Below are 25,767 nucleotides of genomic sequence, written 5' to 3' on the forward strand. Positions count from 1 at the left end.
ATCCTCCTATCTTAATTTCTTTGTCGTTATTAATGATAGGTTAACATAATGTTCTGGGGTTTTTCTATTTGTAAATTTTAACTAGCACAACGGGTAAACTTATTATCATTTTAGATAATATTTGTTATGGTATATAACTTATCTCTAGCTTAATGTGTAATGAATTAACATATATTTAGAACTTTCCTAAAATGCTATGTCTCTAATTCTAATCTTTTTAAAATTTTTTTAACAATGTATTGCTATATTGTAAAACGTATTAAGCTTACTTAATATTCCATATTTCGTCATTTATTTCCATGCACATGTTGTATACTTCCAATAAGAGTATAATGAGAATGATTGTATACTCTAAAATTTAACCTTTAAACATTTAAAGGTATCTTATTTAGAGAGGAGGATAATTTACTTAGTATCTTAGTTTGATAAAAAAAGGAGGTTTTATTAAATGAAAAAAAGGATATTTATTTTTGCTCTTTTGACTGTCTTAGTTTTGACTAATACAATGGTGTATGCTGAAATAGGAAATGAAAAAATATATGACAAGTATAATTTGAAGGATGTAGATAAGCTACCAGAAGGCGTTGTTCCAATAGTAATTGATAGCCCAAAGGAACTCGAGGATTGTCTAAAATCAATTGACAATATCACATTAGATGAAAAGTCTATAGAAACAACTGTTAGTATATCTGAAAATCCAACTATTAACAGCGGCTATACTGCTACTGTTACTAAAACTACCTCTGCTACAGCAGGAACATTTAGTAAAGTATACCTTAAAGCATATATAGATGTGTATAATAGTGGTTCCTTTAGACAAATTGTAGGATGCTCTGAATCCACTTACCTTTCGGGTACATCATTAGGTTTAGATTGGGTTGAAAATAACACGGGTCACAACATAATGAATGATGGGAGAAAAATTAATGTCTATGGAGATGGGGTACTTGAAACGTATCTAATAATAGAAGGTGGAATTAAGGTGAATTCTAGACCTATAAGTCTTTCTTTAAGCTACTCAGTTTATTAGAACATCTTATTTTCTGCTACAATTGAAATAAGTATAACATTATATTATTCTATGCAGCAATGAGTAACAGGTTTCTTAGTTAATAAACCATTATAATTAATAAACAGTGTTAGCAGATAGTTTTTATAAAAAATATATTTTTATAATTATTAGCTGCAAAAGAGCTCTCCTTAATCTTATTGGAGAGCTCTTTTATTGTATAAATAAATATCCACCAGCTTAGCTGGTGGTATTTCTATCGCCCTATAAGGGCATGTTGCCAGCATTGCGCCTTAAGGCGCTTTTTTGTTTCGCCAACCGCATAAAATTCTTTACTTGCTACCCTTAAAAGGGTCCATATATTCTTTTATACTTATTTGATCTGATGCCATATCCTCATTCATCTGGCTTTTTATATACTCTTCTATTGCTTTTTTATTCCTTCCTACTGTATCTACATAATAGCCTCTGCACCAGAAATGTCTATTTCCATACCTATACTTTAAATCTGCAAATTTTTCAAATATCATTAAACTGCTTTTACCTTTTAAATATCCTACAAAGCTTGACACGCTCATCTTTGGTGAAATTGATACTAACATATGTATATGATCTGGACATGCGTTTGCTTCTATTATTTGAACTTCCTTCCACTCACACAACTGCCTTAATATCTTTCCTATCTCTGCTTTTTTCTTTCCATATATTTCTTTTCTCCTAAACTTAGGTGCAAAAACTATATGATACTTACAATTCCATTTAGTATGTGATAAACTATTACTATCCATTTAGGATAACCTCCTTTGATTAATAGATTCGGTCGGCGAAACCTATTCTATTATACCAAATGGAGGTTTTTATTTTCTCCTCATCGCTTAAGCTCTTCAGAACTCACCAGCTTAGCTGGTGATTTTCTTTATACAAGAAAACGACGCCTTAGAATCCATTCTAAGGCGTTTAATTTCACGTCCTATACCTGTATTATCCCAAAACAGCCGTCCGCCTTAGTTTTGATAGCAACTAAGCTTTTTGAAGTGTTTCCAATGGTTCTCTTTCGCATGTATCTTACAAAATCTTCTGTTTTGCTTTTCCTTAACGCTCAATACCATTTCTTCTAACAATAGCGCCTTAAGGCGATTTGAAACCACTACCTATATAGCAATTTTGAGTGACCAAACCCTTATCTTCTATGCATCACAAAACAATTTATATTATTTCTTCGTGACACATGATGCTCATAACCTCTTTTTGAATAGCTATCTCTTCCTTAAGCTTCTTGTTTTCTTTTTTTAGTCTTTTTGCTCTGCATCCTTTGCTCTAAGATTACCTTCGCCAAGAAAGGTATCTTCTCCATGAAGACTATATTGCTTTACTCATCTTCTAATACTTGCAGAAGCAACTCCAATATCTTTAGCTACATCTGTTGTTTTTTGCCTAACTCTATAACAAGCTTAACTATTTCTTTCTTGTATTCTTAGTAGATTTTTTCTATTATCTATAGTTGAAACGCATCCTTGCTAGGTTTATTAAAGAATCCTTTCAACATGTCCAACAAATCTAATATAGTCTATATGGTTTTTATTAAATTTGAATCAACTTCTATAAATCTTTCTCAAATAACATTAAAATATCTTTACTTGGTTTGTTCAGTTCTTCATACCAATTATTTTTATTATTATTGCTACCTATTATTTCATTCAAATCTTTAAAAACATTCATGCTTTTCCTAAGATCTTTAATTATCTTATTTTCTAATTGATCTCTTTCTATTAAAGAACCATTGTCTGTTTCCATCTTAATTAACCTTAGTAAATCTTGATACACTTCCCATGAGAAATCTTCTAACTTAGGTAAATACAAGTATAAGCGCTTAACATTTTTTTGAGAATTATAATATTTATTAGTATCAACTATTATTGAATCTACATCAGTATTCTCATCTTCTAGGGAATGTATAATATTCTCTGGCATGCTATACATCAAATCTCCCATAGAATGATAATAATGTGATCCCAGTTCTTTTTTTACTTCATAATTATCTTTAAATAATATTATAATTATTAGTAGAAAAAAAATATTTGCTAAAGCAAGTGCTACTATTAAGGGTTTATTTTTTATCTTCATCAACTAACTCTCCTTCAAAAGAGAGATAATACTACCTCTCTTACTTTAAAAAGTAACATCAAAATCCTCTATTGCATCTTCTGAATCTAAATAATAAGTGACTGTTCCTACTTGTGGATAGGAATCAACTATTCTGTATCTTACCGTTGCATAGTAATTTCCGTTCACTCTTTTTGAGGAACCTGTACTAAATCCGAAGAATAATGGAAAACCTTCATAGTCAATATTTAAACTATCTCCAATTGCAGTTTTTACTCGTATAGCTGGTGCTTTCATATCATAGGCTACCAATACTCTTCCTGAAGCTCCATTACATATTTCTGAAATAACAGATGTAGGTACTCCATAGTATCCTAAAACATCTTCTAGAATATTGAAAAGCAGGTGTTCAGTCCATGTTTCATCTTTATCACTAGGACGTGTTCCGTCACAATGTCCATAATCTCCGACGTCTATACCCGCTATTATTTGGCTTACTTCCATGCTAAGATTATATGGAGTACTTAATTCTCTTTCCAAATCATCTAGATAAGAAAACACTTTTAATTGTAATGTAGTATCTTTACGAGGATCGCTTTTTAAAAGTCCAACCATTACACCAGTAATAGATTTATGCTCTTCAAGTCTAGCTGTTTCAAAGCTAACACGTTCAAAATCATCTCCATAATCTGGAATTGTCCTCGCTGTTATTGCTGCATTTTTTTGATTATCACTGATATCTTCCTTCTTTTCTGCTAAATGATTTTTTTCTTTATTAGCTTTTATTTCTTCATACATTGCCTTTGTTAAAACAGGTTTGCCAAAAGTTAATAATGAGTATCCTAAGTTATTTTCATATGAAATGGTCATAGTTAAAAATATATCATCACTATTGCTTAACTTTTCAAAGCCAACAATTGTTTTATATATTCTACCATCTATTTTTATTTCTCCATCTAAAGGACCACTGGTTAAAGTATACTTGTTGGCTACTGTTACTCTATCAACAATTCCCTTAACATTAAAATCAGCGTTCTTATTATTTATTTTAAACTTACCTATAAGTTCTACAAAATTGCTATTCCCACTAGTATATTTAATATTCATTTCATATTTTAACTTTGTTCCAATTAAATTACTCTTATCTTTATTTTCTACTCCAAGAATATCAACAAACCCTTTTTGCGCCTGTGTATACTTTGATATAACCTGCATAGATAATTCTCCGTCTATTCTAAATGATGATATAGCATATGTTATATTTGATAATATAAGCATAAATACTAAACCTAAAATTAAACTTTTCTTTATGTATTGCATATTAAATTATCTCCTTGTATATTTTTGTTTACAAATATGGACTCATGACATATACAATTATGTCATTTCTCTCACCTCCTTTACATAATATATTTTCTATAAAAGTAAATGATTTCCTTCTTCTTGTGAATACTTTTTTTGTGAAAATCACAATTTTGTTTCTCTATATTTTTCACATATTTTTACTATATAAAATGCATTAACTTTCCATATAAAAAATGCACTTAAAAATTATATACTATAATAAAATCGTAAAAAATTTTTAAGTGCACTCCAAAATGTCACTACTTTTTAAACATCTCCATTAACCCATCTATATCATATTCCATTGAAATATCTATATATTCTCCACCGGTATATTTATGGATACTTTCAGGCATTGGAAGAGCATATGAGCTACAACCTGAACCATCAGTATTCTTCATATGGTCCATATACACTGGGCAGAAAATACCGCCGTTTTCAAAGTCTTCATTCTTGTGTAGACAGTTTTTACATATTTTAAGAGAATTATCTTTCTGAATGTTCTCCTAGCCTTCATGATGTCTAGTTTGAAAACTGTCTAGTCTTCCAAACACTTTATGCTTTAAGCTGTACTCCTACTGTTTGAAATGAAAATGCTATTGTTTTTATTCTTGATTTATCAATAGCTTCAATCCATATGTTTAAGTCCTTTATGTTATACCATGATACATCAGTAACTGCATTTATTCCATAGTCTATGAGCTCGTTATACACTATTGTTGACCGCTTCATATTATATAAATGGTCTATTCTGGTGCATCTTCATATACACCGTAATTTGACTGAAAGTATAGCTTTATGTGCTGATGTGTTACTTCTTGTAATAGTTCAATCGCAAATTCTTCTTTAAGGTATGTAATAAGCCTTAAATTATTGTTTCTATAGCTTTTAATAGTTCGTTTTGATAAATTTCTAATCTCTCTATCAAAAATAAATTCTTTTAACACATCTTCTAACAATAATCTGTTTCCCATAAAAAATATACCCTCCTATCCGTATATACATACATATAAGAAGGTGTACTTTTTGCACATTCATAACTCACTCAAAGAAACTCTGATGTACATCATCAACAAAAATCATAATTGATGTATATCAGAGTTCATCTGGCACTCAACAGTTAAGAAACGCCTACATATCTAAATCTTCTGGCACATCCCAGTTGTGATACACCTCTTGCACATCATCACTGTCTTCAAGTGCATCTATCATTTTCACCATGTTTTTAATGTCTTTTTCTTCAGTGAGAGTTGTTTCATTTTGAGGAAGATAAGTTATTTCTGCAGTTGAGAAATTATAACCTGATTCTTTTAACGCTTCTTTTACTGCCTCATAGCTATCTGTAGCAGTAATTATCTCATAACATTCTTCTTCTGCACTAAAGTCCTCAGCACCTGCTTCTATTGCTTGTAACATTAGTTCTTCTTCATCTATGTTCTCGTCTTTTTCTACAATCAAAATTCCTTTTCTATCAAACATCCATGCAACACAGCCTGTAGCTCCTAAGTTCCCACCAAACTTATCAAATGCGTGTCTTACATCTGAAGCTGTACGATTTCTATTGTCAGTTAAGCATTCAACAAAAACAGCTACTCCTGCTGGACCATAACCTTCGTAAGTAATTTCTTCAAAGTTAGCCCCATCAAGTTCGCCAGAACCTTTTTTTATCGCTCTTTCTATGTTGTCATTAGGCATGTTTTCTGATTTCGCTTTTTCAATTGCGTTTTTTAAATTAGTATTATATTCTGGATCAGACCCTCCTTCTCGAACTGCAACCGTTATATATCTAGCAAGCTTCGTAAATACCTTACCCTTTTTTGCATCGGCTTTTCCTTTTTTATGCTTTATCGTCGACCATTTAGAATGTCCTGACATGTTTAATCCTCCCTTAATATAATTCTGTGAATATTTTAGCATATTTTAATACCTACATCAATGCATAATTCATAGAGATGATGCCTATAAACTTCTATCTTATTTATATAAAATACCATTTTATTTTAACATATTGTTCAATAAAACAAAAGACGAATGTAATAACATTCGTCTCTCTATCAAGGTTTCAGCTTATTTTTCATTTCGACTCTTTTTTTCCATGCGTGTAGTCCTAACGATACACCTATTACACCATAAGCTACAAATGCCCTAAAAAATTCTCCTATTTGGGCTTCACCAAATAGATTTTTACCTGCTTTAGGAGAAACGATAAATAGCGTATGGAACAGTATTACTCCAAGCAATGCTTGCCCTATAGTAGCTTTAGAAACAGACGCTCCACCAATAAGCAACGCAGCTATAGAAAATGTAGCAATTTGAACATGACTTCCATAAGTATTTAATGTGCCTATATTCTGCAAGAAAATTAAGTGTCCCCACGCTGCAAGTACTGTAGAGATAGTTATAGCCAATACCCTTGTTTTATCAACATTAATCCCTGAAACCTCTGCAATATGCTGGTCTTGCCCAACTGTCCTGAAGTCTTGGCCAATTTTGGTCTTTACTATCAAAACGTTAAATAAGCATGATACACCTACGACTAATGATGTGATTATTGGCAGTTGTATATTTTTCAAAGCTTTATATTGTTGAGGTATAGAATTTATAAATAAAATTGTAAAACTTATTGTTACTACAACCAAGCAAAGTATTAAATTTGCTATTGCCTTAAATTTATCAGCATCTTCTGCTTTTGATTTGCTTATCTTTATTAGTTTAAATAAGAAATAAACAAAGGCTATAATACTTACTCCTAATAATACGTAAAACAAGGGAAGCTCGAATATCTTATCCAAAGAATACTTTATTCCATTATTTCTAGACAAGTCTACAGAATTTCTAACTCCAACACCATTGTTTAAAATCAAAACTGGGTTTTTCATAGGTATTATTTTTCCTACAAGGAAAAGAAATAAAAATTGATACAAACCATTTGCAAAAAAACCAACAATCATACTTGCAATCATTTCTTGACCTCTTGTTTTATTAAGTAGTTTACCTATTAGTTTTCCAAATAAAATAGACATGGGTACTGATAGCACTGCGGCTAATAAAAATCCGTATATTCCAGGAATACCCCAGTGTGTTACAGCAATAATTGCAATTTGTGCAGCCATAGCTCCTACAGTTATGCTAAAGTTTAAACCCATACCTGCAAGTACAGGAATAATAAGCGCAAGTACTAAAAAGGAGTTTCTTGTAAGTCTTGTTACCAACTCATTAGCTATAAAAAATAACGGTAACTTAGATAGTTTTATCCCTATGAAACATATGACTACAAAAAGTATTGTAACGCTATTATTTATTAAAATCATTTTCAACTTAGAAGACAGACTTTCTTTTTTCTTGTCTTTTCTTATAACTTCTGTGTTGTTTACTTCACTCATGTTATTCTTCACCTCCTACTTTAGTTAATGCATATAGAATTATTCCATTTTGAACAATCATTCTAAGTACCTCTGATAGATTGCCTTCGCTTACTATCTGATTAGCAACAGGAAGCGCTATCGTCAAAAGTCCCTGAAAAAGAAAAGTACCTAGTATGACATGATATATTTTTGCCTTTTGAGCTGAGGCACCACCAATCAAGATAGCTGCAACTGCTGGAAATGCCATCATCAATGGCCCATCATATAATTGGATAAATCCATAGCTTTGAGAGTAGACTATTATCCCTATAGCACCAAGAACAGTTGATAAAATAGTTCCTAATATTCTAGTCTTATCTACATTTATCCCCGAGGAAGAAGCAAATTTTGGATTGTCTCCAGCCGCCTTCATAGCAATTCCTATCTTGCTCCTTGAAAATATGAACACTAGCAGACAACATACTAAAAAGAATAATAGTAATCCAGTAGGTATTTTTATACCACTAATTTCGAATGCCCAAAAATCATTTAGTATTTGTCCAAATATAGACTCTAGGGAAATCGTTACTCTTAAGCCCCGCCCAATTGGCCATACCATTTCTGGATGTTTAAAAGGTAATAGTATCCACAATATACTCATAAATGAAACAATTGAAAAACCAGTGTATGTTGCAACTAGCATTTCTGAACCCTTTATTCTATTTAAAAGCATCCCGTAAACCCATCCTACAGCAACCGCAAAAGGTAATGAAATTATAATAGAACCCCAGAATCCTGTTTTGCCAAGAAATCCTAGTTCTATACTAATAAGACTACCTATTAATCCACAAATTATTCCAAGAGGCAATGCAAAGTTTGGTCCAGTACCTGATTGAATTGCAGGTACCATCGCTAGAACTAATACCCCATACATTCCAAATCTTCGTATGCTATCAGACATTAGTGTGCTAAATCTTAACCCTATTGCAGCTGCCACTATGCATAATAATATAAAAAACAAGCTTATTATTATTCTTGGAAGACCAACTTTATTAGTAAATCTTTTCATAGTTTCAGTCATTTTATAATGCCTCCTTACTACGTATTTTACGATACTGACCAGCCATCATTAAGCCAAAGTCAGCATCACTATCAGTCGGCTTGAGAATGCCCTCAATCTTGCCTTCAGATATGATCGCTATCCTATTACATATAGCTCTAAGTTCTGCAAGTTCACTGGAAGTCATTATAATAGTCATACCAAGCTCTTTATTAAGCTTTACTAATAAATCCAAAACAAGTTTTTTCGCTCCTATATCAATACCTCTTGTTGGCTCTGATACAAATAAAATGTCTGGTTCTAGCGTTAGTGCTCTGGCTATACAAACTTTTTGCTGATTACCTCCACTCAATCTACCTGTAGTTTGCTGTGGTCCTGTGCATCTAATGTCCAAGTCTTTTATCATTTTAATAGCATGTCTTCTAACTAGCTTTCTATCAATTTGAGTAATTGGTCCAAACTTTTTTAGGTAATTTCCTTTAATCTGCATACTTGTTATAGCTATGTTAGTTTCGATTGATGATTCAAGGAGCAGTCCCACACCTCTTCTATCCTCTGAAAGAAAAGCTAATCCACTTTTAAGAGCTTTAGGTGTATTATTAAGCTCAAGTTTCTCTCCTTTTATGAACACCTCTCCTTTTGATTCATAAAGTCCCATTATTCCATTAGCAATCCCTATCTTTCCTTGCCCAGCTAATCCACCAATCCCTAATATTTCGCCTTCTTTAACCTCTAAGTCAATACCTTTTACCTTTTCCCCTGGCATATTTACTATTAGATTTCTAGCAGATAGTATAGTTTTTCTGTCTTCTATGTTTAATTCATCTTCTGATTTATTAACAAGCTTAATTTTTCTACCCACCATTAATTCCGCAAGTTCCATTACATCAGTCTCTTCTTTTTTTCGTGTTGCAACAACTTCACCATCTCTTAAAATTGTTATATTGTCCGCCGCCTGCATTACCTCATCTAATCTATGTGTTATAAAAAGTATAGCTATACCAGAATCTGCTAACCTTTTCATTGCAGATATCAGATTATCCGCTTCACTTTCAGTTAATACAGCAGTAGGCTCATCAAACACTAAAAACTTTATGTTCCTCTTATCTATTTCTCTAGCAATTTCAACAAACTGCATATATCCAACAGGCAGCCCTGCAATTTTCACCCATTCTTCTATATTTATTCCAAGAGTATCAAGTGCTTTTCTTGAATCTCTGTTCATCATTTTATAATCTAAAGACTTTAAATTCTGACCAGTCTTTCCAAACAGTCTGCTAAAAAGATTTTGCTTCGTTATTTCTCTATTAAGCTTAATATTTTCTGCCAATGTAAATCCAGGCACAAGCATAAATTCCTGATGTACCATACCAATACCACGATTCATTGCTTCTTTAGGAGATTTAATATCTACTTTTTCACCATCAAAAAAGACCTCTCCAGAAAAACCACCTGTTGAATGTATTACTGGCATTCCAAACAATATATTCATTAGTGTAGATTTTCCAGCTCCATTTTCGCCTAATAAAGCATGTATTTCTCCAGGTTTTACAGACAGATTAACACTTTTTAATACTTTATTTCCAAAATACTCTTTTTCAATATTTTTCATTTGCAGTGTATATTTTTCCTGCATCTAGCTTCACCATCCTTTAGATTTCTTAAAAACGTAAGGCTGCCTATTTATGGCAACCTTACATGGATGTAATCAATTTCTTTACTAATTATGCGTATCCATTAAAAATCAAGAAAATCAAGTAAAACTAATTGATAATTGTCGTATTTTGTTTCATTTTCCTCTAATGGAGTTAATTTAACATCAACTCCTGCATAATCTTTAAACTTCTCTTTAACTTTTTCAATGTCAACTTTACCATCAGTTTTTCCATTGATATAGTCTACAGCATATTCAGCGCCGGCTTCGATAAACATCATAGCAACAGGTACTGACCAAGTAGAAAGTCTTCCTGTACATCCCTTTTCAGCAACACCTTTTGTAATTTGATCTATAACGTACTTAATATCGCCTTTTTGCTCTTCATCAATTTCCAATCCTAGAGCTGAAGGAAATCCATGATATGGAGATGGACAACATGGTTGTGGATATATAGCTTTTTGCTCTAAAACAGCACTAATTAAAGGTACCTGCATAGCACAGTTTGTGCTAAAAAACGCAGTATCCTTGCCGTATTCCTGAACTTTTCTTGGTACATCTTCTAATATAAACTGCTGTGCTCCTGGTGTACCAGCATCTCCAGTTGGATCTGGAGCTGTTGCATCTATAAATTCTAATCCTATTTCTTCACAGCGTTTCTTCATCAAATCTCTTCTTGCTGAAAGAAGTGGATAAGACATATGTCTTGGGAATGAATAATGTACAAATACTTTAGCCCCCTGTTTTTTTGCTTGATCAGGTATAGTTGTACCCATAGCTAGCTCATCTGGCTGAAATACTAAGTCAGCCTTAGATGCTATCATCTTTGGATCTTCCCCTGGTACTCCAGCTATTACTAATAAATCAGAATTTATTTCTCTAGCCTTATCAATAGCAGCACTAGAGCCTGGAACTGCTTGAACCAATATTAAGACTTTTAGATCAGGATCAGATGCCATACTTGCAACATTTGCTATAGTTGTTTCTTGCTCATCCATAAATTTATCAGGATAAGTCATATGTATGATATGATCTTCTCCATATTTCTCTACAACAGCCTGACCTGCTCTGTATTCTTCTTCATTTTGTGTTACAGTATTAGTCATTATACCAATTTTCCAATTGCCATTTTTACTAGTTGTATTCTGTTCTCCACACGCTGACATGCTCATAACCATAACTACTACCAATAAAAATACTATAAATTTTCTAAACATTCACAATCCCCCTTTTTATTTTTTTACGCTTTCTACTGTATTTATTTTTATTTCACCCCCATCCTTTAATAGCTTGTATATAAATAGATATGCATAAATTGCGAATTATATAATAAATAATTTTTAAAAAAATAAAAAATATATATTCAAATATTTTGTATAGAACGAATAAGCTTCTTCTATTTAAATTTTATACAATTAATGTTTCTAGATAATTCACAAAAATTCTTTGACTGCCTTCGAATTTTCTGTATTTTCTGAATTTTATTTTAGACAAAAAAAAGTAGGGCTTATAGCCCTACTTATCTAACTTAAACATTTCTGGTAGTCTTCTTTTATGTTCACTTAGCTTATTCATGTTATCTATTTTCTTTTTAACATCTTGCTCCGCTACACCTGTTCTTATATAACTGTCTAATTGCTTATAACTAAAACCCATCTCCTTCTCATCTGTCTGTTCTTCCCAGAGTCCTGCTGAAGGCGGTTTGCTGATCACTATATCAGGTATATTTAAGTATCTAGCTAAATCCCTTACTTCTTCTTTTACAAAATCAGCAATAGGCAATATATCCACTCCACTATCACCGTGCTTAGTAAAATAACCTACGGTCATTTCACTCTTGTTACTTGTACCAGCTACTAGATATTTATTTATCTGAGCGAAATAATACAAAGTAGTCATTCTGAGTCTTGGTTTAATATTCGATAATGCAAGTACATTAGAACCAGTATCATTTAACTTATTGATATATACGTCAAAAACTTGACTTAAGTCAACTTTTTCAGTCCTCAAGTTAAGTGCATCTGATACAAGTCTTGCGTGTTCCTCATCTTCTGATATGCTATGACAAGGCATAATAATCCCTAACGAATCATTTGGAAATGCGCGTTTAGATAAAGCAGCAACCACTGCAGAATCTATTCCTCCACTTAACCCAAAAACTACTCCCTTACATCCAGCTTCAATAACTTTATCTTTCAGCCATTGAGTAATACTGTCACAGGTTTTCTGTATATTTTCCATAGTTTTACCTCCACTTAATTATCAAGTATAATATAGCATATTTTGGGAAGGTAGGCAAATAGTTATTCAAATATTCCAGTACTCAAATATCTTTCTCCACTATCAGGAGCTATAACAACAACTTTTTTACCCTTACCTAATTCTTCAGCTCTCTTTATTGCTGTATATACTGCAGCACCTGATGAAATACCAACTAAAATCCCTTCATGCTTTGCAAGTTTTATCATTGTTTCTATTGCATCTTCTGAAGTCACTTGTTCAATTTTATCTATCAGGTTTTTATCTAATACCTTAGGTATAAATCCAGCCCCTATTCCTTGAATCTTATGTGGTCCAGGGCTTCCACCAGAAAGTACAGGTGAATCTGAAGGCTCTATGGCAATAATCTCCACTGAATCCATTTTCTTTTTTAGAACATTGGCTACACCGGTAATTGTCCCTCCAGTTCCAACACCTGCCACAAAGACATCAAAATTACCATCCATCTGCTCCAAAATTTCAATTGCAGTTGTTTTCATATGCTTCTCAGGGTTATATTGATTTTCAAATTGCTGTGGCATAAAGTAATTTGCATTTTCATTTAATAACTGTGCAGCTTTATCTATGGCTCCCTTCATACCTTTGTCTCCAGGAGTCAATATAAGCTCTGCTCCATAAGCTTTAAGCAGACTTCTTCTCTCTATACTCATAGTATCAGGCATAACTAATATTACTTTATATCCTTTAGCAGCACCTATCATAGCTAATCCTATACCTGTGTTACCGCTAGTTGGTTCTATAATAACTGAGTCTTCAGCCAATTTGCCTTCTTCTTCAGCTTTTTCAATCATATTTAATGCTATTCTATCTTTTACACTACTTCCCGGATTAAAATACTCTAGCTTCACAAACACATCTGCACTGTCTTTATCTATAATTCTATTCAATTTTACCATTGGTGTGCTTCCTACAAGTTCAACTATACTATTTGCAACTTTCATAAACTCATTCTCCTTTCAATTCCTAGTATTCCAATATGTTTTGTTGATATTATATTTTTTATATCATATATTGTCAAGTGAATAAGTACTTTTTTTTAGGAAAAAGTAATGTTACTACTAATATTATCAGTAGAATAAAAAATATATTAGGTGATGCAATGCATAAAATTAAGTTTGATCCTAAAATCTTATTTATTGGATTTGTCACAGGTATTGTAAATGGCTTATTTGGTTCGGGTGGAGGTACTATAGTAGTTCCTGCTATGATATTTTTACTTGGTGTAGAAGATCATAAAGCTCATGCTACAGCTATAAGCATTATTCTCCCACTAACTATTATAAGCACTTATATATATTTTAGACATGGAATATTAGATTTAAGACCTGCTTTATTAGTAACAATAGGAGGTGTTCTAGGAAGTTTCATAGGCGCTAAGCTTTTGAATAAAATACCTTGTAATATTCTTAGAAAAATTTTTGGTGTTTTCATGATAATTGCAGCAATAAGGATGGTGTTTAAATGACATTAATAATAATCGGTTTGTTTTCTGGGATTATAAGTGGTATGGGAATTGGTGGAGGAACAATACTAATCCCTAGTATAATTCTATTTACATCTTTAAATCAGCAACAAGCACAAGGAATTAATTTAGTAGTTTTCATTCCTATCTCTATTGTTGCACTTATCACTCATTATCTTAATAAAAACATAAACTTTAAAGTTGTTTTACCATTGATTGCAGCAGGCGTTCTAGGAGCACTTGTAGGTTCAATGATGGCAATAAATATTCCATCAGATACTTTAAAATTACTTTTTGCATTGTTTTTGTTTTCAATGGGAATATATGAAATACTTAAAAAAGCAAAAAAATGAGCTTCCAGCTTTGTTGGAAGCTTTATTCTAAAGCTACTAACACGCAATCATGAAATACGATTTCAAACCCCATATCCTCTGCTGAATTAATTACTTCTTCACCAGCAGTTCCAGGCTGAAACCACAAGTATTTAATCCCTAGCTCTTTTGCTTCATCTAAAGCTTTTAAACTAACCTGAGGTGGTACAACAAAATTAACAACATCTGGCCTTTGAGGAAGCTCTTTTAAGGCTCGATAACACTTTTCTCCTTCAACATCTGTATATTTTGGATTGACAGGATATACTTCATAATTTTCTTGTCTGAGCTTCTTCCAAATTTTATATCCAAACTTCTGTTGATTTGGAGTTACGCCTATAACTGCCCACACTTTTTGTCCTAGCATTATATTTTTATTTTGATCTATTTTATCCATTTTATTCCCTCCATTTGTTTTTTTAATATATACCCTAGTTTTATAGTATTATAACTAACTATAAAGATATTTATTATTTCTTTCTACATTTTTTCCTAAAACATACTCATTTTTTGTTATGGGTATAACTAGTAATACAGCTGCATGATTTTTCTTTTTTTTTGCTCTAGGCATTCTATTACCACTTTCAAATGCTTCAATAATATTTCTGGCTATAAAATATCTTGTAACAGTAATTTCTTTAGTATTACCTAAATGTCCGCAGGAAACAAGAACTTTATAGTATTCCAATGTATCACCCCCATAAAAATAAATAAAACCACAACATATTTATTTCTCAAGTATCGTCAGTATTAATAATTACAATCTCTCAATATATTTATATTTGTTTAAGAGCATGTTTTATTCTAACTTAATTCACCGTAATCTAAAAAACCCTTAATTTTGTAAAAAATTAAGAATACTCACACATAAAAAAAACTGCATCATTAAGATACAGCTAATTATTTCAATAAAGTGCCATCTTTAACAGAAAAAAATGTTTCATCTAGTACTTCGTATTCCATCCTAGAGCTTGTTAATTCTATCAATAAACCAATAAGTTGTTCGACTTTATCCGTTTGACAAAGTATCATAATATTTACAGCATCATCATATATAACTTCATCTATTAAGTATCCCAACCTCATTAATTCATTTTCTAACTTTCCATATAAAGTATAGTCAATCCTAACCTTAATTTTATTAAAAAGAATTTTATCAACTATCTTCCCGGCTTCCAGTCCTATTTTTGCTCCCTTTGTATAAGCCCTAACTAGTCCTCCTGCACCTAGCTTAATTCCTCCATAATATCTAGTGACAACTACCACGACATTTCTCAAGTCTTCCTTTTTTATTACTTCTAGAACTGGTACCCCCGCAGTCCCACTTGGCTCTCCATCATCATTGTATCTTTGGATATTGCTATTTTCCCCAAATACATACGCATAAACATTATGAGTAGCGTCCTTGTGTTTAGTCTTCATTTCCTGTATAAAGCCTATAGCTTCATCTTCACTAGTTATTGGTTTAGCGTAGCCAATAAACCTTGATTTATTGATTATCACTTCATCATATCCAAATTCATGAACCGATTTATAATTTTTATTCATTATTAGCCCCCTTCATCTTGCGTTTATTATATTATACCATTTTACTGAAAAAAAAATAAAGGGTAGTAATCTACCCCTTCAAGCTAAAATTGCCTCTTTTTCTGTTAATTTTAAATACTTACCGTACGAAAGACTGACTAAGGATTTATCTTGACTGTATGTTATTTTTTTAATAGCATCGTCTAAATCATAAAATCCTCCGTCTATGAAACCGTATTCCTTGTTAATCTTAAATCTTGAATCTTTAGCTTCCATTATGAACCATGTTATTTCATTACACACTGGTTTTTGCCTTGAAAAAGAATAAAATTCGTAATTAGTTTCTCCAGCTGTAGAAATAATCTCCACATCAAGCCCCGTCTCTTCATTCACACGCTGAAGAGCTGTTTCGGAAGCAAGGAAACCGTTACGAATTTTACCTTTTGGCAATACCCACTCATTCTTTTCGTTTTGCAGAATAAATACTCTATCCCCTTGAAAGATTACACCGCCTGCACAATTTCTAACTATCATTGGCAAACGCCTCCCTTCTAGTTCTTATACTTATCATACAATAAGATACAATAAATTTCAATACTTTTCTGAAAATTCAATTTTGTATTTATTTTAATTTTACCTAATTATAAAAACAAATATGCATGATTTTAAAAATAAATATAAATATTTTCAATTGATTTTGGGCAAATTAAACTCAGTAATTGTTTAGAGGTGGTGCTATGTATATAATTTATCATTGTGTTGGCGGGACTCATTCTTCAGCTGTTGCTTCTGCAATCCACTTAGGAATTCTACCTATAGATAACACTCCCAAAAAAGAAGACATACTAAATGTACCTTTTTTTGATACACTAGATAAACAAGATCAAGGCAAAATCATTTTTAGAGGAATAGATGACAAAAAAAATAAAGTATTTACATTAAGTAGGCAGTTTTCTCCTCAACTAGTGATTCCTGCAATAAAAGACGCATTTGAACTAGGTGGAGGTCATAGAGATCAGCTGATCTTAGTAAATACAATGCCAGCTGTAAATACACTAATGAAAATCGGAGGTTTTACATCAAGAAGGTTAAATTTTGTTTCCTTTGGCAGACCAATAGTAGCTATAGGCGCTGTAAAAGCTTATATGGATATAGTTCAAATCGTCAAAAGTACTAAAAAAATGATTAGGTAATTAATTTTATCTGGTTAAGAGTGGATATAATGTTCTTTTTGACATAATCTTTTTCATTATCTTGCATTAATATTTTTTTAAGCTTTGGCACAGATTCTAAATCACCTACATGTGCCAAAGCTTTTATGGCATATTGCCTAACTTGAGAATTGTCATCATAAATCATGTCCTCAAGCCATCTTTTAGTTTCTCTTTCTTTAATCTTACCTAGTGCAGAACATGCAAGTCTCCTATAGTTGACATTATTACTTTTAAGTTCCATTCTTAATAAAGGTAAAAGCTCTTTATTTTTCAATTCCCCTATCATCCATATCAATATCATGCGATCTTCTGCATTCTTAAACTTCGTATATCTTTTATAGATTTCCATAGACAAATTTTCCTTGTCATCATTGTCTAATCTTTCTATATATCTAATTCTATCCTGTTTCTTCATACTTATAATATTTACCAGATTATCTTGGGTCTGTGTTGGCTTGTTAATTTCAAGTTTACACTTTATTATATCATTTTCAACTTGCTTTAAAGTCATTCTTCTTATTTTTGATATCAACTCAATGCTCTTGCCTTCTTTATATAATAGATAAGTTAGAAAATGATCTTCCAGTTGTTCAACCTTTTTATCCATAATTAGTTTAGCACTCATATAAATCACCTTTAATCTATTAAGTATTTCTTATATCTTTCATATTCAATAGAATCTAGTACCGTAGTTAAAAGAGTTCCTTCTTCGTTATATTCGCAATTTTCAACCTTTGTTTTACTAAAAATATTTGAAGCTAAATTACCTTCACTATATGGAATAAGCATTTTTACTTTATAATACTTTTGCGGCAAATTATTCTGTATTGTCTCTAAAAGAAGATCTATATTATCGCCATTTTTTGCTGAAACAAATACTTTTGGCTCTGCTATATCGTATATAATTTCTTCGTTAGATTCATCAATCTTATTAAATACAGTTATAATAGGTTTATCTAATACATCTAAATCTTTTAGAACACTGAGAGTTGTTTTAATCTGTAAGTCTAAATCTTTATTAGTTACATCTACGACATGTAACAGCAAGTCAGCATATTCCACTTCCTCAAGAGTACCTTTAAACGCTTCTACCAGCTTTGTTGGCAATTTACTAACAAAACCAACAGTATCTGTAATAAGAAAATCTTGTCCATTAGGTAAAACGCTTTTTCTTAGTGTAGTTTCAAGTGTTGCAAAAAGCATATCATACACAAATACTTCTTTATCTTCACTATAGCCTTCATCAAACTTTATTAATCTATTCAGCAATGTCGATTTTCCTGCATTTGTATATCCTACTAAAGCTACAATCGGCGTATCAGAGCCTTGTCTTTTCTTTCGCTTAACCATCCTTACATTTTCAAGCTCTTTCATCTGCTTTTCAATATCATGTATCCTTTCTAATATGTGTCTTCTGTCAGTTTCAAGCTTTTTCTCTCCAGGACCTCTTGTTCCTATACCTCCGCCAGTCCTTGATAGTTGATTTCCTAACCCAATTAATCTTGGAAGCCTATACCTTAGCTGCGCTAGCTCAACTTGAAGCTTTCCTTCTTTACTAGTTGCTCTTTTTGCGAATATATCTAGTATGAGATTAGTCCTATCAACTATTTTTCTGTTTATAATATCTTCAAGATTTCTAGTTTGAGCTCCTGTTAATTCATTGTTAAATACAACAGTGTCTATATTAAGTTCGTCACAGTAATTTGCAACTTCTTGAGCTTTTCCTTTACCTATGTAAAAAGCTGAGTCTATTCTTTCTCTATTTTGAGTAACACTTCCCTCTACTATGCCATCGGCAGCTTCAACTAATTCACACAATTCTTTCATAGAACTCTCAATATCTATTTCTGCTCTTTTATCTATTTCAACTCCTACTATTAGCACTCTTTCTTTCTTATTCTCGCTTTTTATATCATACATATGTTTCACCTCTATTATTATTGGGATACTTGTCTTATGAACATATTATTTATCCTTTATATTAAATATACAATACATTTCACTCAAAAGTAAATGTAGACTTTATTTATATTAATTCATTCCTCAATTAACAACGTTAAGTACTTCATCCTTTGGAACAAAAATATAGCTTTCAGGTACATCACCAACAATTATTGTTTCTGCAATTGGAATATTGGTTACTATTTTTATAGTATCTGAAGCAAGTGGAACAATAATTCGTACATCTGCTACTATAATTAAATAAACTTTATGTACCGTTTGATTAATTCCTGATTCTATAAATTCTGTTGTAAAATCTACTGACACGCTGCCTTGGGGAACTATGTTAAGTTCAATTTTGGGGCCGTGTTGAGATAAAATCTGACTATTTAACGCATTGCCCAAAGGTATTTTTATTGCACCTGAACCTATCTGACGAATGTTCTCCTGAACTTCAAGAGCTACATCTGATGCTATACTATTCATAAGAACAGTATTTGCCTGCATCATTGTAACCTTTCCTTCATTATCATACTTAACAAAAATCAAGTCCTTGTATTTTATATCATCCTTAATCCTGTCCTTTACTGCTTCATTTATAGCTTGTGTTGCAAATTTACGAGCCTGCACTTCTGAAATAGCTAATACTGTTGGCTTAATACTCTTATCTAAAATAATAAATCCATATATGAATAGAACAATAGTAATCACTATTGCTATAAAACCTTTTCTCTTTCTATTTTTTCTCTTCACAAAAACACCCCTCTTACAGTATATGCAATAAAATCTAGAAAGTTAACATCTTAAAGTACATTGTTTATCTTCTGCAACGATATGAAAGCTATATTAAAATTAAGTTCAATTTTATGTGTATTATTATGTATAATGTTGTAATAATTAAAATAGATACAACTATTAAAAGAACGTACATTCGTATTCCTCGTTTAAATTAATTAACAAACGAATATATATATGGTATAATTGTTTTGATAATTAGTTGTTAGAGCTTTCCCTTCACTTATAATAAGGAGGTTTATTATGACCCAAGACAATAATAGTAGAACAAATAAAAATAAAAAAACAAAGAAAACAAAAAAGAAAAAAATCAGCTTTTTTAGGTTAGCCATAGTTATCATTCTTGTGGTTTGCTTTATTGGAGCAGGAGCAGTTGGAGGACTGGTACTTGCTACAATAAAGAATGCTCCAGAAATTGACCCAACAAATATTACATCTCTATTAGATGTTAACTCTGTAATATTAGATCAGAATGGAAATCTCATTGAAAAAGTGCAATCAGAAGGGTATAGAACTTATGTTACTTTAGACAAAATACCTGATCACCTTGAAGATGCATTTATTGCTATTGAAGATGAAAGATTTATGGATCATGTTGGTATTGATATCAGAGGAATATTTGGAGCTTTAGCTGAATATATCAGAGAAGGAGATAACCTAAGAGGTGCAAGTACAATAACTCAACAATTAGCTAGAAACTTGTATCTGACTAAGGAAAGAAAGCTTGACAGAAAAATAAAAGAAGCTTATTTAGCAATCCAGATAGATAAAGCTTTAACTAAAGATCAAATATTAGAAGCATATCTTAACAGAGTTGATTTAAATCAAAGATCTTATGGAGTTCAAGAAGCTGCGCAAACCTATTTTTCTAAAGATGTGAGTGAGCTAACAATAGCCGAAAGTGCTATGATAGCTGGTATAGTTAAAGGACCTTCAAAGTATTCACCTTTTAATACAGTTCCTTTGGAAGACATTGAAACTATTGAGAATAAAGATAATATATTAGGTGAAATTGACATTGATGTTACAAGGTACGCTGTAGTTTTTAACGAAAATTCGCTAAAACGTCAAAGAGTAATATTGGCAAAAATGAAAGAATTAGGCAAGATATCTGAAGAAGAGTACAACGAAGCCATAAATGAAGATATGAAAGCTGCAATTAAACCTGGTCAGAAAAAACTAGTTGGTATTTCATCATATTTTGATGATTATGTTAAAACTCAAGTAATAAACGACCTAGTGGAAAAGGCTGGATATACAAAAGAAGAAGCTGAAAAAGAGCTTTTTACAGGCGGTCTTAAGATATATTCCACTATGGATATAGAAATGCAACATAAAATAGAAGAAGCTTATAACAACTTCGGACAAATTCTGCTAGGAGACTTGGGAAAAGTAAAAGCTCCTATTCTAGTTGATTGGACCTTGGATAAATACGGAAATTTGTTAGGTGACAATAGAAAAATTGTACTGTACAAAAAATCTAACTTATTTGATGATAATGGCAATCTAATTATTGAAAATGGTACATTTAATCTTACAGATGAAGGGAATCTAGTTATAACAAATTCTAAGTTCAATATTTATCCGAAAACTATTGATATTGAAGATTATTATACTATTGATGAGAGAAAAAATCTTGTAAAACATACTGTTGGTTCATTGGCTTTAGCTAAAGAAAACTATGAAATCAAAGATAAAAAACAGATTGTAATTAATAGTAGATATCTTTCAGAAAACAAAGATTTTTACTCTATAGACTCAAATAATAATCTATTAATTAACTCAAAATATTTCTTGAATAATGATAGAAGTGGTGTAGTTCAACCTCAATCAGCGGCGGTTATCATTGATTATAGGACTGGAGAAATCAAAGCTCTGGTTGGGGGTAGAGATTTAAAAGGTAATAAATTATTTAATAGAGCAATTAGTCAAAGGCAACCTGGTTCTGCAATTAAGCCAATCGCAGTCTATCTACCAGCATTAGATAATGGTTTTACTGCTGCTGATATAATAGATGATGTCCCTCATTATAATGGCAAGGGAAAGCTGTGGCCAAGAAACTGGTATAATTATTATTCTGGTATAAACACATTAAGAGAATCGGTTGAACAATCTATAAACGTTAGTTCTGTTAAAATGGTAGAAAAAATAGGTATAGAGACTTCTAAGGAATATCTCGCAAAGCTTGGAATAATTAAAGAAGATGGAAAAGACAGTTTTGTTACAAGAGCTGAAAATCAAGTTACAAACGATGACAACTCATCTGCACTTGGTCTCGGAGGTATGAGTCACGGATTAACACCTTTAGAGATAACAGCTGCTTATGGTGCTATAGCCAATAGTGGTGTTTATGTAGAACCTATTTCATATACAAAAGTGTTAGATAGAAATGGTAATATAATACTTGAAAATAGACCTAATAAGACAAGAGTAGTTTCTCCAGAAGTATCGTATGTTATGACAGATATCCTGAGAAGTACTGTAACATCAGGTCTTGGTAATAGAGCAAAACTTTTTAGTGGCAATACTAAAATTCCAGTAGCCGGTAAAACGGGTACTACTCAAGAAAAAGGAGATATATGGTTCCTTGGATATACTCCTTATTATTCAGCTGGAGTATGGATAGGGAACGATACTCCCCAAGTTAAGCTCTCTAAGGGTAGTTCAAGGGCTGCAGAATTTTGGTCATATATCATGAAAGAAGCTCATGCGAACTATGAAGCAAAGAACTTTGATGTTCCTAAGGACGGCATAGTAACTAGACAGATATGTACAGAGTCAGGTAAATTAGCAACGGATCTATGCTCTTTAGATCCAAGAGGCAGTACTGTTAGAACAGAGATATTCGTAAAGGGAACTGAACCAACTGAGCCATGTGATGTTCACGTAAAGGTGTCTATTGATAAGACTACTGGAAAACTGGCTACAGAATACTGTCCACCAGAATTAATAGAAGAGAAAGTATTTATTAAACGTAATCCTCCATATAATCCTAACGAACATGGAGGTATCGTCCCTAAAGATTATGTATTCACGGTTCCTACTGAAGAATGTGATACTCATACTCAGGGCAATGTAATTGAAGATTGGTTAGATAATTGGTTTAATAATGGAAATAACAACAACGACCAGACAGATAGCCCTAATGATGGAGATTTTAATGATAGTACTGATAACGAGGATAATATTAACAATGAAAACTGATCCATTAAAAAGAGACCTTCTATAAGGTCTCTTTTTAATATTCATAGCTTATTCCTCCACCTCATCATCAGGAGGTGCATTGTATTTTTCTTTAACTTTTAAAAATTCTGGTCTCTTTCTTACTTCTGGTATTGGGTTTCTCATTATTATAGAGTTTAGTGCTTGCCAGTTAAATGGAATTAGAGGCCATAAATAGTGTACTCCACCAAAGGATCTTGTTCTTAAAAGAACTATCAATAGAATTAATATACCTGCAACAAATCCATATATATTAAACAATCCTGTCAATATCAGCAATATTAGTCTGAACAGCCTTAGTGCCATTGCAAATTCTATGCTTGGCGTTGCAAACATACCTATTCCTGCAATAGCCATATATAACACTGACTCTGGTATAAACCATCCAACTTTTACTGCAAACTCTCCTAATAATAACGCTCCAATAATTCCCAAGGAAGTTGTTAATGCGTTAGGAGTATGTATTGAAGCTATACGCAATACATCAAGTCCTATCTCTAATATAATGAATTGAATAAGCAAACTAATCTCTCCTGTTTTCTCTGGTCCTATAAAACTTAGCCACTGAGGTAAAAATTCTCTGTAATGTACCAATAACAACCATAAGGGTGCTATAATATATGAAAGAAACATAGCTAAGTGTCTTATCCATCTTATATATGTCCCAATGGCAGGGTTTTGATAATAGTCTTCTGCATGTTGAGTAAAATGAAATAAGGTAACAGGAAGAATCATTACACTAGGAGTTGTATCTACTAATATGACAATGTGTCCTTCTAGCATATGTGCGGCAGCTACGTCAGGTCTCTCTGTAAATCTAGCTTGAGGAAACGGATTCCAGTTTCTACCCAATATAAACTCTTCAAGAGTCTTTACCCCCATAGTAAGAGCATCAGTTTCAACATCTATTAGTTTTTTTCGTAAATCTTCTATTAAATCATTATTAGCTATATCTTCTATATAGCCAATTACCACATCACTTTGTGACCTTTTTCCGACTTTAATTAGCTCAAATCTCAAGCTTGCATCTCTTATCCTTCTTCTTATTAGTGCAGTATTAAATACTACAGTCTCAACAAACCCATCTCTTGAGCCTCTTGTAACCTTTTCTAAATCAGGTTCCTCCGGTCCTCTAGCTGGATAAGTTCTAGCATCAATAACTATTCCCTCATTTACTCCTTCAACAAATAATGCTGCAGCTCCAGAAAGAATTGAGTACTCTATTTCTTCAATATCATCACTTGAATTGCATTCAACATAAGGAATTTTTGCACTTATCAGCTTTGAAAGAGTATTAGGTAAAATATCTTCTCTTTTACTTTGCTGCAAAATTTTCATTATCCAAAGCATAATGTCATCTTTAATAAAACCATCTATAAAAAAAATTGATGCTTTCTTACCTGCTACCTCTATCTCTCGATTTACTACATCAAAACTTTTACCAACACCAAGCTTATTAGATAATTTATCAACTACTTCTTTATAGTCAAATTTCTCTTTCATTATCTTTTGACCCACTTTTATTCAATATTTCTTTCAATGCTTTAGTTATTATTGGAGCACCTATAGCATGATTATCTTTACCCCTCATTTTCCCAATATCTCCTATTCCAACTACTATCGGTATTGAAAACTTGTTAATTATATCCACTGTATCTCCATAAAGTGTTTTGGAACTTGTTTCTACACCATCTTTATCTACAGCATTTGAGACCATATGACCCATATAATCTACAGAAAAGTCCACTTTTACACCTGTTACATCTTGAGTATTTGATGCTACTGCTACAACTCCTAATACTTCCATATCTGGATGAATAAGTATATCATTAAGAGCCTTTTCTCCTTTTCCGAATCCCGGGTTACCAATATCATCAACCATTATTACTACTGGATCATACTTTGCACTTTTTATAAGATTTATGATTTCTTCACCAGTAATAGGTGTAGGATTACCTGCAGATCTTGATATACATCTACCGCCTATATTTTTTGCAGCTTTTTCAACAGCCTTCTGTGCTACGTCGTCTCCGTCAGTAACTAATATTATTTTTCTTTTCATACAACTACTCCTTATTGCTTAGTTTTTGGATCAAATAATATTGCCATTATATATCCAAAGAAAGCTGCTGCCGCAACGCCTCCAGCTGTAGCCTGAACTCCGCCTGTAAATGCTCCTATTATTCCATCCTTTTTTGCAGCCTCTATAGCACCTTTAGCCAGCGAATACCCAAACCCTGGCAATGGAACTGTAGCTCCTGCTCCGCCAAATTGAACAATTGGTTCGTACACCCCTAATGCTGTGAGTATAACTCCTGATGTCACAAATAAGACTAATATGTGAGCTGGAGTTAATTTAGTTCCATCCATGAGAAGCTGACCTATGACACAAATAATACCTCCCACTATGAATGCTCTTATATATTCCATTTAAATCCTCC

Annotated in this window: 28 protein-coding genes; 5 read left to right on the forward strand and 23 right to left on the reverse strand. The window is 32.2% G+C overall.

Annotated elements, in window-relative coordinates:
• The first annotated feature begins 448 nt into the window (after positions 1–448).
• Positions 449–1,030, forward strand: a complete 582-nt coding sequence (locus HNR33_RS11025; protein WP_429083264.1) for a hypothetical protein — start codon at positions 449–451, stop codon at positions 1,028–1,030.
• 311 nt (positions 1,031–1,341) lie between these two features.
• On the opposite strand, the gene tnpA is transcribed toward HNR33_RS11025, so the two are convergent.
• The 13 genes from tnpA to cysK all read right to left on the reverse strand — a co-directional run bounded on the left by tnpA (position 1,342) and on the right by cysK (position 13,735).
• The gene (gene tnpA, locus HNR33_RS11030) at positions 1,342–1,797 is read right to left on the reverse strand and encodes an IS200/IS605 family transposase (RefSeq protein WP_429083266.1); all 456 of its coding nucleotides are present in this window, start codon (positions 1,795–1,797) and stop codon (positions 1,342–1,344) included.
• An 811-nt stretch (positions 1,798–2,608) separates the two neighbouring features.
• The gene (locus tag HNR33_RS11035; protein WP_429083268.1) at positions 2,609–3,133 is read right to left on the reverse strand and encodes a hypothetical protein; all 525 of its coding nucleotides are present in this window, start codon (positions 3,131–3,133) and stop codon (positions 2,609–2,611) included.
• A 45-nt stretch (positions 3,134–3,178) separates the two neighbouring features.
• Positions 3,179–4,432: a hypothetical protein gene (locus HNR33_RS11040; RefSeq protein ID WP_429083270.1), complete on the reverse strand. Its 1,254-nt coding sequence runs from the start codon at positions 4,430–4,432 to the stop codon at positions 3,179–3,181.
• A gap of 284 nt (positions 4,433–4,716) precedes the next feature.
• Positions 4,717–4,866 carry a hypothetical protein gene (locus tag HNR33_RS11045; protein WP_429083272.1) on the reverse strand — a complete coding sequence of 50 codons (150 nt, stop codon included), beginning with the start codon at positions 4,864–4,866 and terminating at the stop codon, positions 4,717–4,719.
• Positions 4,867–5,011: 145 nt separating this feature from the next.
• Complete coding sequence (locus HNR33_RS11050) at positions 5,012–5,188, reverse strand: hypothetical protein (RefSeq protein ID WP_429083273.1); 177 nt, start codon at positions 5,186–5,188, stop codon at positions 5,012–5,014.
• A gap of 14 nt (positions 5,189–5,202) precedes the next feature.
• The gene (locus tag HNR33_RS11055; RefSeq protein WP_429083275.1) at positions 5,203–5,430 is read right to left on the reverse strand and encodes a hypothetical protein; all 228 of its coding nucleotides are present in this window, start codon (positions 5,428–5,430) and stop codon (positions 5,203–5,205) included.
• Positions 5,431–5,587: 157 nt separating this feature from the next.
• The gene (locus HNR33_RS11060) at positions 5,588–6,331 is read right to left on the reverse strand and encodes a YebC/PmpR family DNA-binding transcriptional regulator (RefSeq protein WP_429083277.1); all 744 of its coding nucleotides are present in this window, start codon (positions 6,329–6,331) and stop codon (positions 5,588–5,590) included.
• Positions 6,332–6,510: 179 nt separating this feature from the next.
• Positions 6,511–7,839, reverse strand: coding sequence for an ABC transporter permease subunit (locus tag HNR33_RS11065; protein WP_429083279.1), 1,329 nt, complete (start codon positions 7,837–7,839; stop codon positions 6,511–6,513).
• Position 7,840: 1 nt separating this feature from the next.
• On the reverse strand, positions 7,841–8,881 hold the full coding sequence (locus tag HNR33_RS11070) for an ABC transporter permease subunit (protein ID WP_429083281.1): 1,041 nt from the start codon (positions 8,879–8,881) through the stop codon (positions 7,841–7,843).
• 1 nt (position 8,882) lies between these two features.
• Positions 8,883–10,496, reverse strand: a complete 1,614-nt coding sequence (locus HNR33_RS11075; RefSeq protein WP_429083282.1) for a sugar ABC transporter ATP-binding protein — start codon at positions 10,494–10,496, stop codon at positions 8,883–8,885.
• A gap of 101 nt (positions 10,497–10,597) precedes the next feature.
• Positions 10,598–11,731 carry a DUF3798 domain-containing protein gene (locus HNR33_RS11080; protein ID WP_429083284.1) on the reverse strand — a complete coding sequence of 378 codons (1,134 nt, stop codon included), beginning with the start codon at positions 11,729–11,731 and terminating at the stop codon, positions 10,598–10,600.
• Positions 11,732–12,029: 298 nt separating this feature from the next.
• Positions 12,030–12,755: an NAD(+) synthase gene (gene nadE, locus HNR33_RS11085; protein ID WP_429083285.1), complete on the reverse strand. Its 726-nt coding sequence runs from the start codon at positions 12,753–12,755 to the stop codon at positions 12,030–12,032.
• A gap of 62 nt (positions 12,756–12,817) precedes the next feature.
• Complete coding sequence (gene cysK / locus HNR33_RS11090; protein ID WP_429083286.1) at positions 12,818–13,735, reverse strand: cysteine synthase A; 918 nt, start codon at positions 13,733–13,735, stop codon at positions 12,818–12,820.
• 77 nt (positions 13,736–13,812) lie between these two features.
• Between cysK and HNR33_RS11095 the strand changes: the two genes are divergently transcribed.
• Both HNR33_RS11095 and HNR33_RS11100 read left to right on the forward strand, forming a co-directional pair.
• Entirely contained in the window at positions 13,813–14,259 is a 447-nt protein-coding gene (locus HNR33_RS11095) for a sulfite exporter TauE/SafE family protein (RefSeq protein WP_429083287.1), read from the forward strand.
• Entirely contained in the window at positions 14,256–14,609 is a 354-nt protein-coding gene (locus HNR33_RS11100; protein WP_429083289.1) for a TSUP family transporter, read from the forward strand. Before HNR33_RS11095 ends, HNR33_RS11100 begins: the two co-directional genes overlap by 4 nt.
• A gap of 22 nt (positions 14,610–14,631) precedes the next feature.
• On the opposite strand, the gene HNR33_RS11105 is transcribed toward HNR33_RS11100, so the two are convergent.
• The 4 genes from HNR33_RS11105 to HNR33_RS11120 all read right to left on the reverse strand — a co-directional run bounded on the left by HNR33_RS11105 (position 14,632) and on the right by HNR33_RS11120 (position 16,688).
• A complete protein-coding gene (locus HNR33_RS11105; protein ID WP_429083291.1) occupies positions 14,632–15,024 on the reverse strand; it encodes a CoA-binding protein in 393 nt (130 codons plus the stop codon).
• Between the two features lie 54 nt (positions 15,025–15,078).
• The gene (locus HNR33_RS11110) at positions 15,079–15,315 is read right to left on the reverse strand and encodes a hypothetical protein (RefSeq protein ID WP_429083292.1); all 237 of its coding nucleotides are present in this window, start codon (positions 15,313–15,315) and stop codon (positions 15,079–15,081) included.
• A 212-nt stretch (positions 15,316–15,527) separates the two neighbouring features.
• Positions 15,528–16,175 (reverse strand): YigZ family protein, encoded by a 648-nt coding sequence (locus tag HNR33_RS11115; protein ID WP_429083293.1) that lies wholly within the window; start codon positions 16,173–16,175, stop codon positions 15,528–15,530.
• Positions 16,176–16,253: 78 nt separating this feature from the next.
• Positions 16,254–16,688, reverse strand: coding sequence for an NUDIX hydrolase (locus tag HNR33_RS11120; RefSeq protein ID WP_429083295.1), 435 nt, complete (start codon positions 16,686–16,688; stop codon positions 16,254–16,256).
• 203 nt (positions 16,689–16,891) lie between these two features.
• Between HNR33_RS11120 and HNR33_RS11125 the strand changes: the two genes are divergently transcribed.
• Entirely contained in the window at positions 16,892–17,347 is a 456-nt protein-coding gene (locus HNR33_RS11125; RefSeq protein ID WP_429083296.1) for a DUF3189 family protein, read from the forward strand.
• Here the strand turns inward: HNR33_RS11125 and HNR33_RS11130 are convergent.
• The 3 genes from HNR33_RS11130 to yunB form a co-directional block, all read right to left on the reverse strand.
• Positions 17,340–17,993 carry a HEAT repeat domain-containing protein gene (locus HNR33_RS11130; protein WP_429083298.1) on the reverse strand — a complete coding sequence of 218 codons (654 nt, stop codon included), beginning with the start codon at positions 17,991–17,993 and terminating at the stop codon, positions 17,340–17,342. The two genes, HNR33_RS11125 and HNR33_RS11130, sit on opposite strands and share 8 nt — an antisense overlap.
• 11 nt (positions 17,994–18,004) lie before the next feature.
• Positions 18,005–19,288 carry a GTPase HflX gene (gene hflX / locus HNR33_RS11135; protein ID WP_429083299.1) on the reverse strand — a complete coding sequence of 428 codons (1,284 nt, stop codon included), beginning with the start codon at positions 19,286–19,288 and terminating at the stop codon, positions 18,005–18,007.
• 123 nt (positions 19,289–19,411) lie between these two features.
• Positions 19,412–20,062 (reverse strand): sporulation protein YunB, encoded by a 651-nt coding sequence (gene yunB / locus HNR33_RS11140; protein ID WP_429083301.1) that lies wholly within the window; start codon positions 20,060–20,062, stop codon positions 19,412–19,414.
• Positions 20,063–20,347: 285 nt separating this feature from the next.
• Here yunB and HNR33_RS11145 point away from each other — a divergent pair, with 285 nt between their 5' ends.
• The gene (locus HNR33_RS11145) at positions 20,348–23,308 is read left to right on the forward strand and encodes a penicillin-binding protein 1A (protein WP_429083303.1); all 2,961 of its coding nucleotides are present in this window, start codon (positions 20,348–20,350) and stop codon (positions 23,306–23,308) included.
• Between the two features lie 48 nt (positions 23,309–23,356).
• Here HNR33_RS11145 and HNR33_RS11150 read toward each other — a convergent pair whose 3' ends face one another.
• Genes HNR33_RS11150 through spoVAE form a run of 3 tightly spaced genes read right to left on the reverse strand, consistent with a single transcriptional unit; the run spans position 23,357 to position 25,756 of the window.
• On the reverse strand, positions 23,357–24,829 hold the full coding sequence (locus HNR33_RS11150; RefSeq protein WP_429083305.1) for a spore germination protein: 1,473 nt from the start codon (positions 24,827–24,829) through the stop codon (positions 23,357–23,359).
• Entirely contained in the window at positions 24,813–25,388 is a 576-nt protein-coding gene (spoVAEA, locus tag HNR33_RS11155; RefSeq protein WP_429083307.1) for a stage V sporulation protein SpoVABEA, read from the reverse strand. Before spoVAEA ends, HNR33_RS11150 begins: the two co-directional genes overlap by 17 nt.
• Positions 25,389–25,399: 11 nt before the next feature.
• Complete coding sequence (gene spoVAE, locus HNR33_RS11160; RefSeq protein ID WP_429083308.1) at positions 25,400–25,756, reverse strand: stage V sporulation protein AE; 357 nt, start codon at positions 25,754–25,756, stop codon at positions 25,400–25,402.
• Positions 25,757–25,767: the final 11 nt, after the last annotated feature.

The organism is Brassicibacter mesophilus (assembly GCF_050433385.1).
Lineage (GTDB): Bacteria > Bacillota > Clostridia > Tissierellales > Proteiniboraceae > Brassicibacter > Brassicibacter mesophilus.

Bases quoted from the DNA above. Each gene is read 5' to 3' on its own strand.
- HNR33_RS11050 (WP_429083273.1), bottom strand. From the start codon at position 5,188: ATGAAGCGGTCAACAATAGTGTATAACGAGCTCATAGACTATGGAATA.
- HNR33_RS11080 (WP_429083284.1), bottom strand. From the start codon at position 11,731: ATGTTTAGAAAATTTATAGTATTTTTATTGGTAGTAGTTATGGTTATG.
- HNR33_RS11130 (WP_429083298.1), bottom strand. From the start codon at position 17,993: ATGAGTGCTAAACTAATTATGGATAAAAAGGTTGAACAACTGGAAGAT.
- HNR33_RS11025 (WP_429083264.1), top strand. From the start codon at position 449: ATGAAAAAAAGGATATTTATTTTTGCTCTTTTGACTGTCTTAGTTTTG.
- HNR33_RS11150 (WP_429083305.1), bottom strand. From the start codon at position 24,829: ATGAAAGAGAAATTTGACTATAAAGAAGTAGTTGATAAATTATCTAAT.
- spoVAEA (WP_429083307.1), bottom strand. From the start codon at position 25,388: ATGAAAAGAAAAATAATATTAGTTACTGACGGAGACGACGTAGCACAG.
- HNR33_RS11120 (WP_429083295.1), bottom strand. From the start codon at position 16,688: ATGATAGTTAGAAATTGTGCAGGCGGTGTAATCTTTCAAGGGGATAGA.
- HNR33_RS11105 (WP_429083291.1), bottom strand. From the start codon at position 15,024: ATGGATAAAATAGATCAAAATAAAAATATAATGCTAGGACAAAAAGTG.
- HNR33_RS11035 (WP_429083268.1), bottom strand. From the start codon at position 3,133: ATGAAGATAAAAAATAAACCCTTAATAGTAGCACTTGCTTTAGCAAAT.
- HNR33_RS11065 (WP_429083279.1), bottom strand. From the start codon at position 7,839: ATGAGTGAAGTAAACAACACAGAAGTTATAAGAAAAGACAAGAAAAAA.
- HNR33_RS11100 (WP_429083289.1), top strand. From the start codon at position 14,256: ATGACATTAATAATAATCGGTTTGTTTTCTGGGATTATAAGTGGTATG.
- HNR33_RS11040 (WP_429083270.1), bottom strand. From the start codon at position 4,432: ATGCAATACATAAAGAAAAGTTTAATTTTAGGTTTAGTATTTATGCTT.
- HNR33_RS11145 (WP_429083303.1), top strand. From the start codon at position 20,348: ATGACCCAAGACAATAATAGTAGAACAAATAAAAATAAAAAAACAAAG.
- HNR33_RS11055 (WP_429083275.1), bottom strand. From the start codon at position 5,430: ATGGGAAACAGATTATTGTTAGAAGATGTGTTAAAAGAATTTATTTTT.
- HNR33_RS11045 (WP_429083272.1), bottom strand. From the start codon at position 4,866: ATGGACCATATGAAGAATACTGATGGTTCAGGTTGTAGCTCATATGCT.
- HNR33_RS11115 (WP_429083293.1), bottom strand. From the start codon at position 16,175: ATGAATAAAAATTATAAATCGGTTCATGAATTTGGATATGATGAAGTG.
- tnpA (WP_429083266.1), bottom strand. From the start codon at position 1,797: ATGGATAGTAATAGTTTATCACATACTAAATGGAATTGTAAGTATCAT.
- cysK (WP_429083286.1), bottom strand. From the start codon at position 13,735: ATGAAAGTTGCAAATAGTATAGTTGAACTTGTAGGAAGCACACCAATG.
- HNR33_RS11075 (WP_429083282.1), bottom strand. From the start codon at position 10,496: ATGCAGGAAAAATATACACTGCAAATGAAAAATATTGAAAAAGAGTAT.
- HNR33_RS11060 (WP_429083277.1), bottom strand. From the start codon at position 6,331: ATGTCAGGACATTCTAAATGGTCGACGATAAAGCATAAAAAAGGAAAA.
- nadE (WP_429083285.1), bottom strand. From the start codon at position 12,755: ATGGAAAATATACAGAAAACCTGTGACAGTATTACTCAATGGCTGAAA.
- HNR33_RS11125 (WP_429083296.1), top strand. From the start codon at position 16,892: ATGTATATAATTTATCATTGTGTTGGCGGGACTCATTCTTCAGCTGTT.
- HNR33_RS11070 (WP_429083281.1), bottom strand. From the start codon at position 8,881: ATGACTGAAACTATGAAAAGATTTACTAATAAAGTTGGTCTTCCAAGA.
- spoVAE (WP_429083308.1), bottom strand. From the start codon at position 25,756: ATGGAATATATAAGAGCATTCATAGTGGGAGGTATTATTTGTGTCATA.
- hflX (WP_429083299.1), bottom strand. From the start codon at position 19,288: ATGTATGATATAAAAAGCGAGAATAAGAAAGAAAGAGTGCTAATAGTA.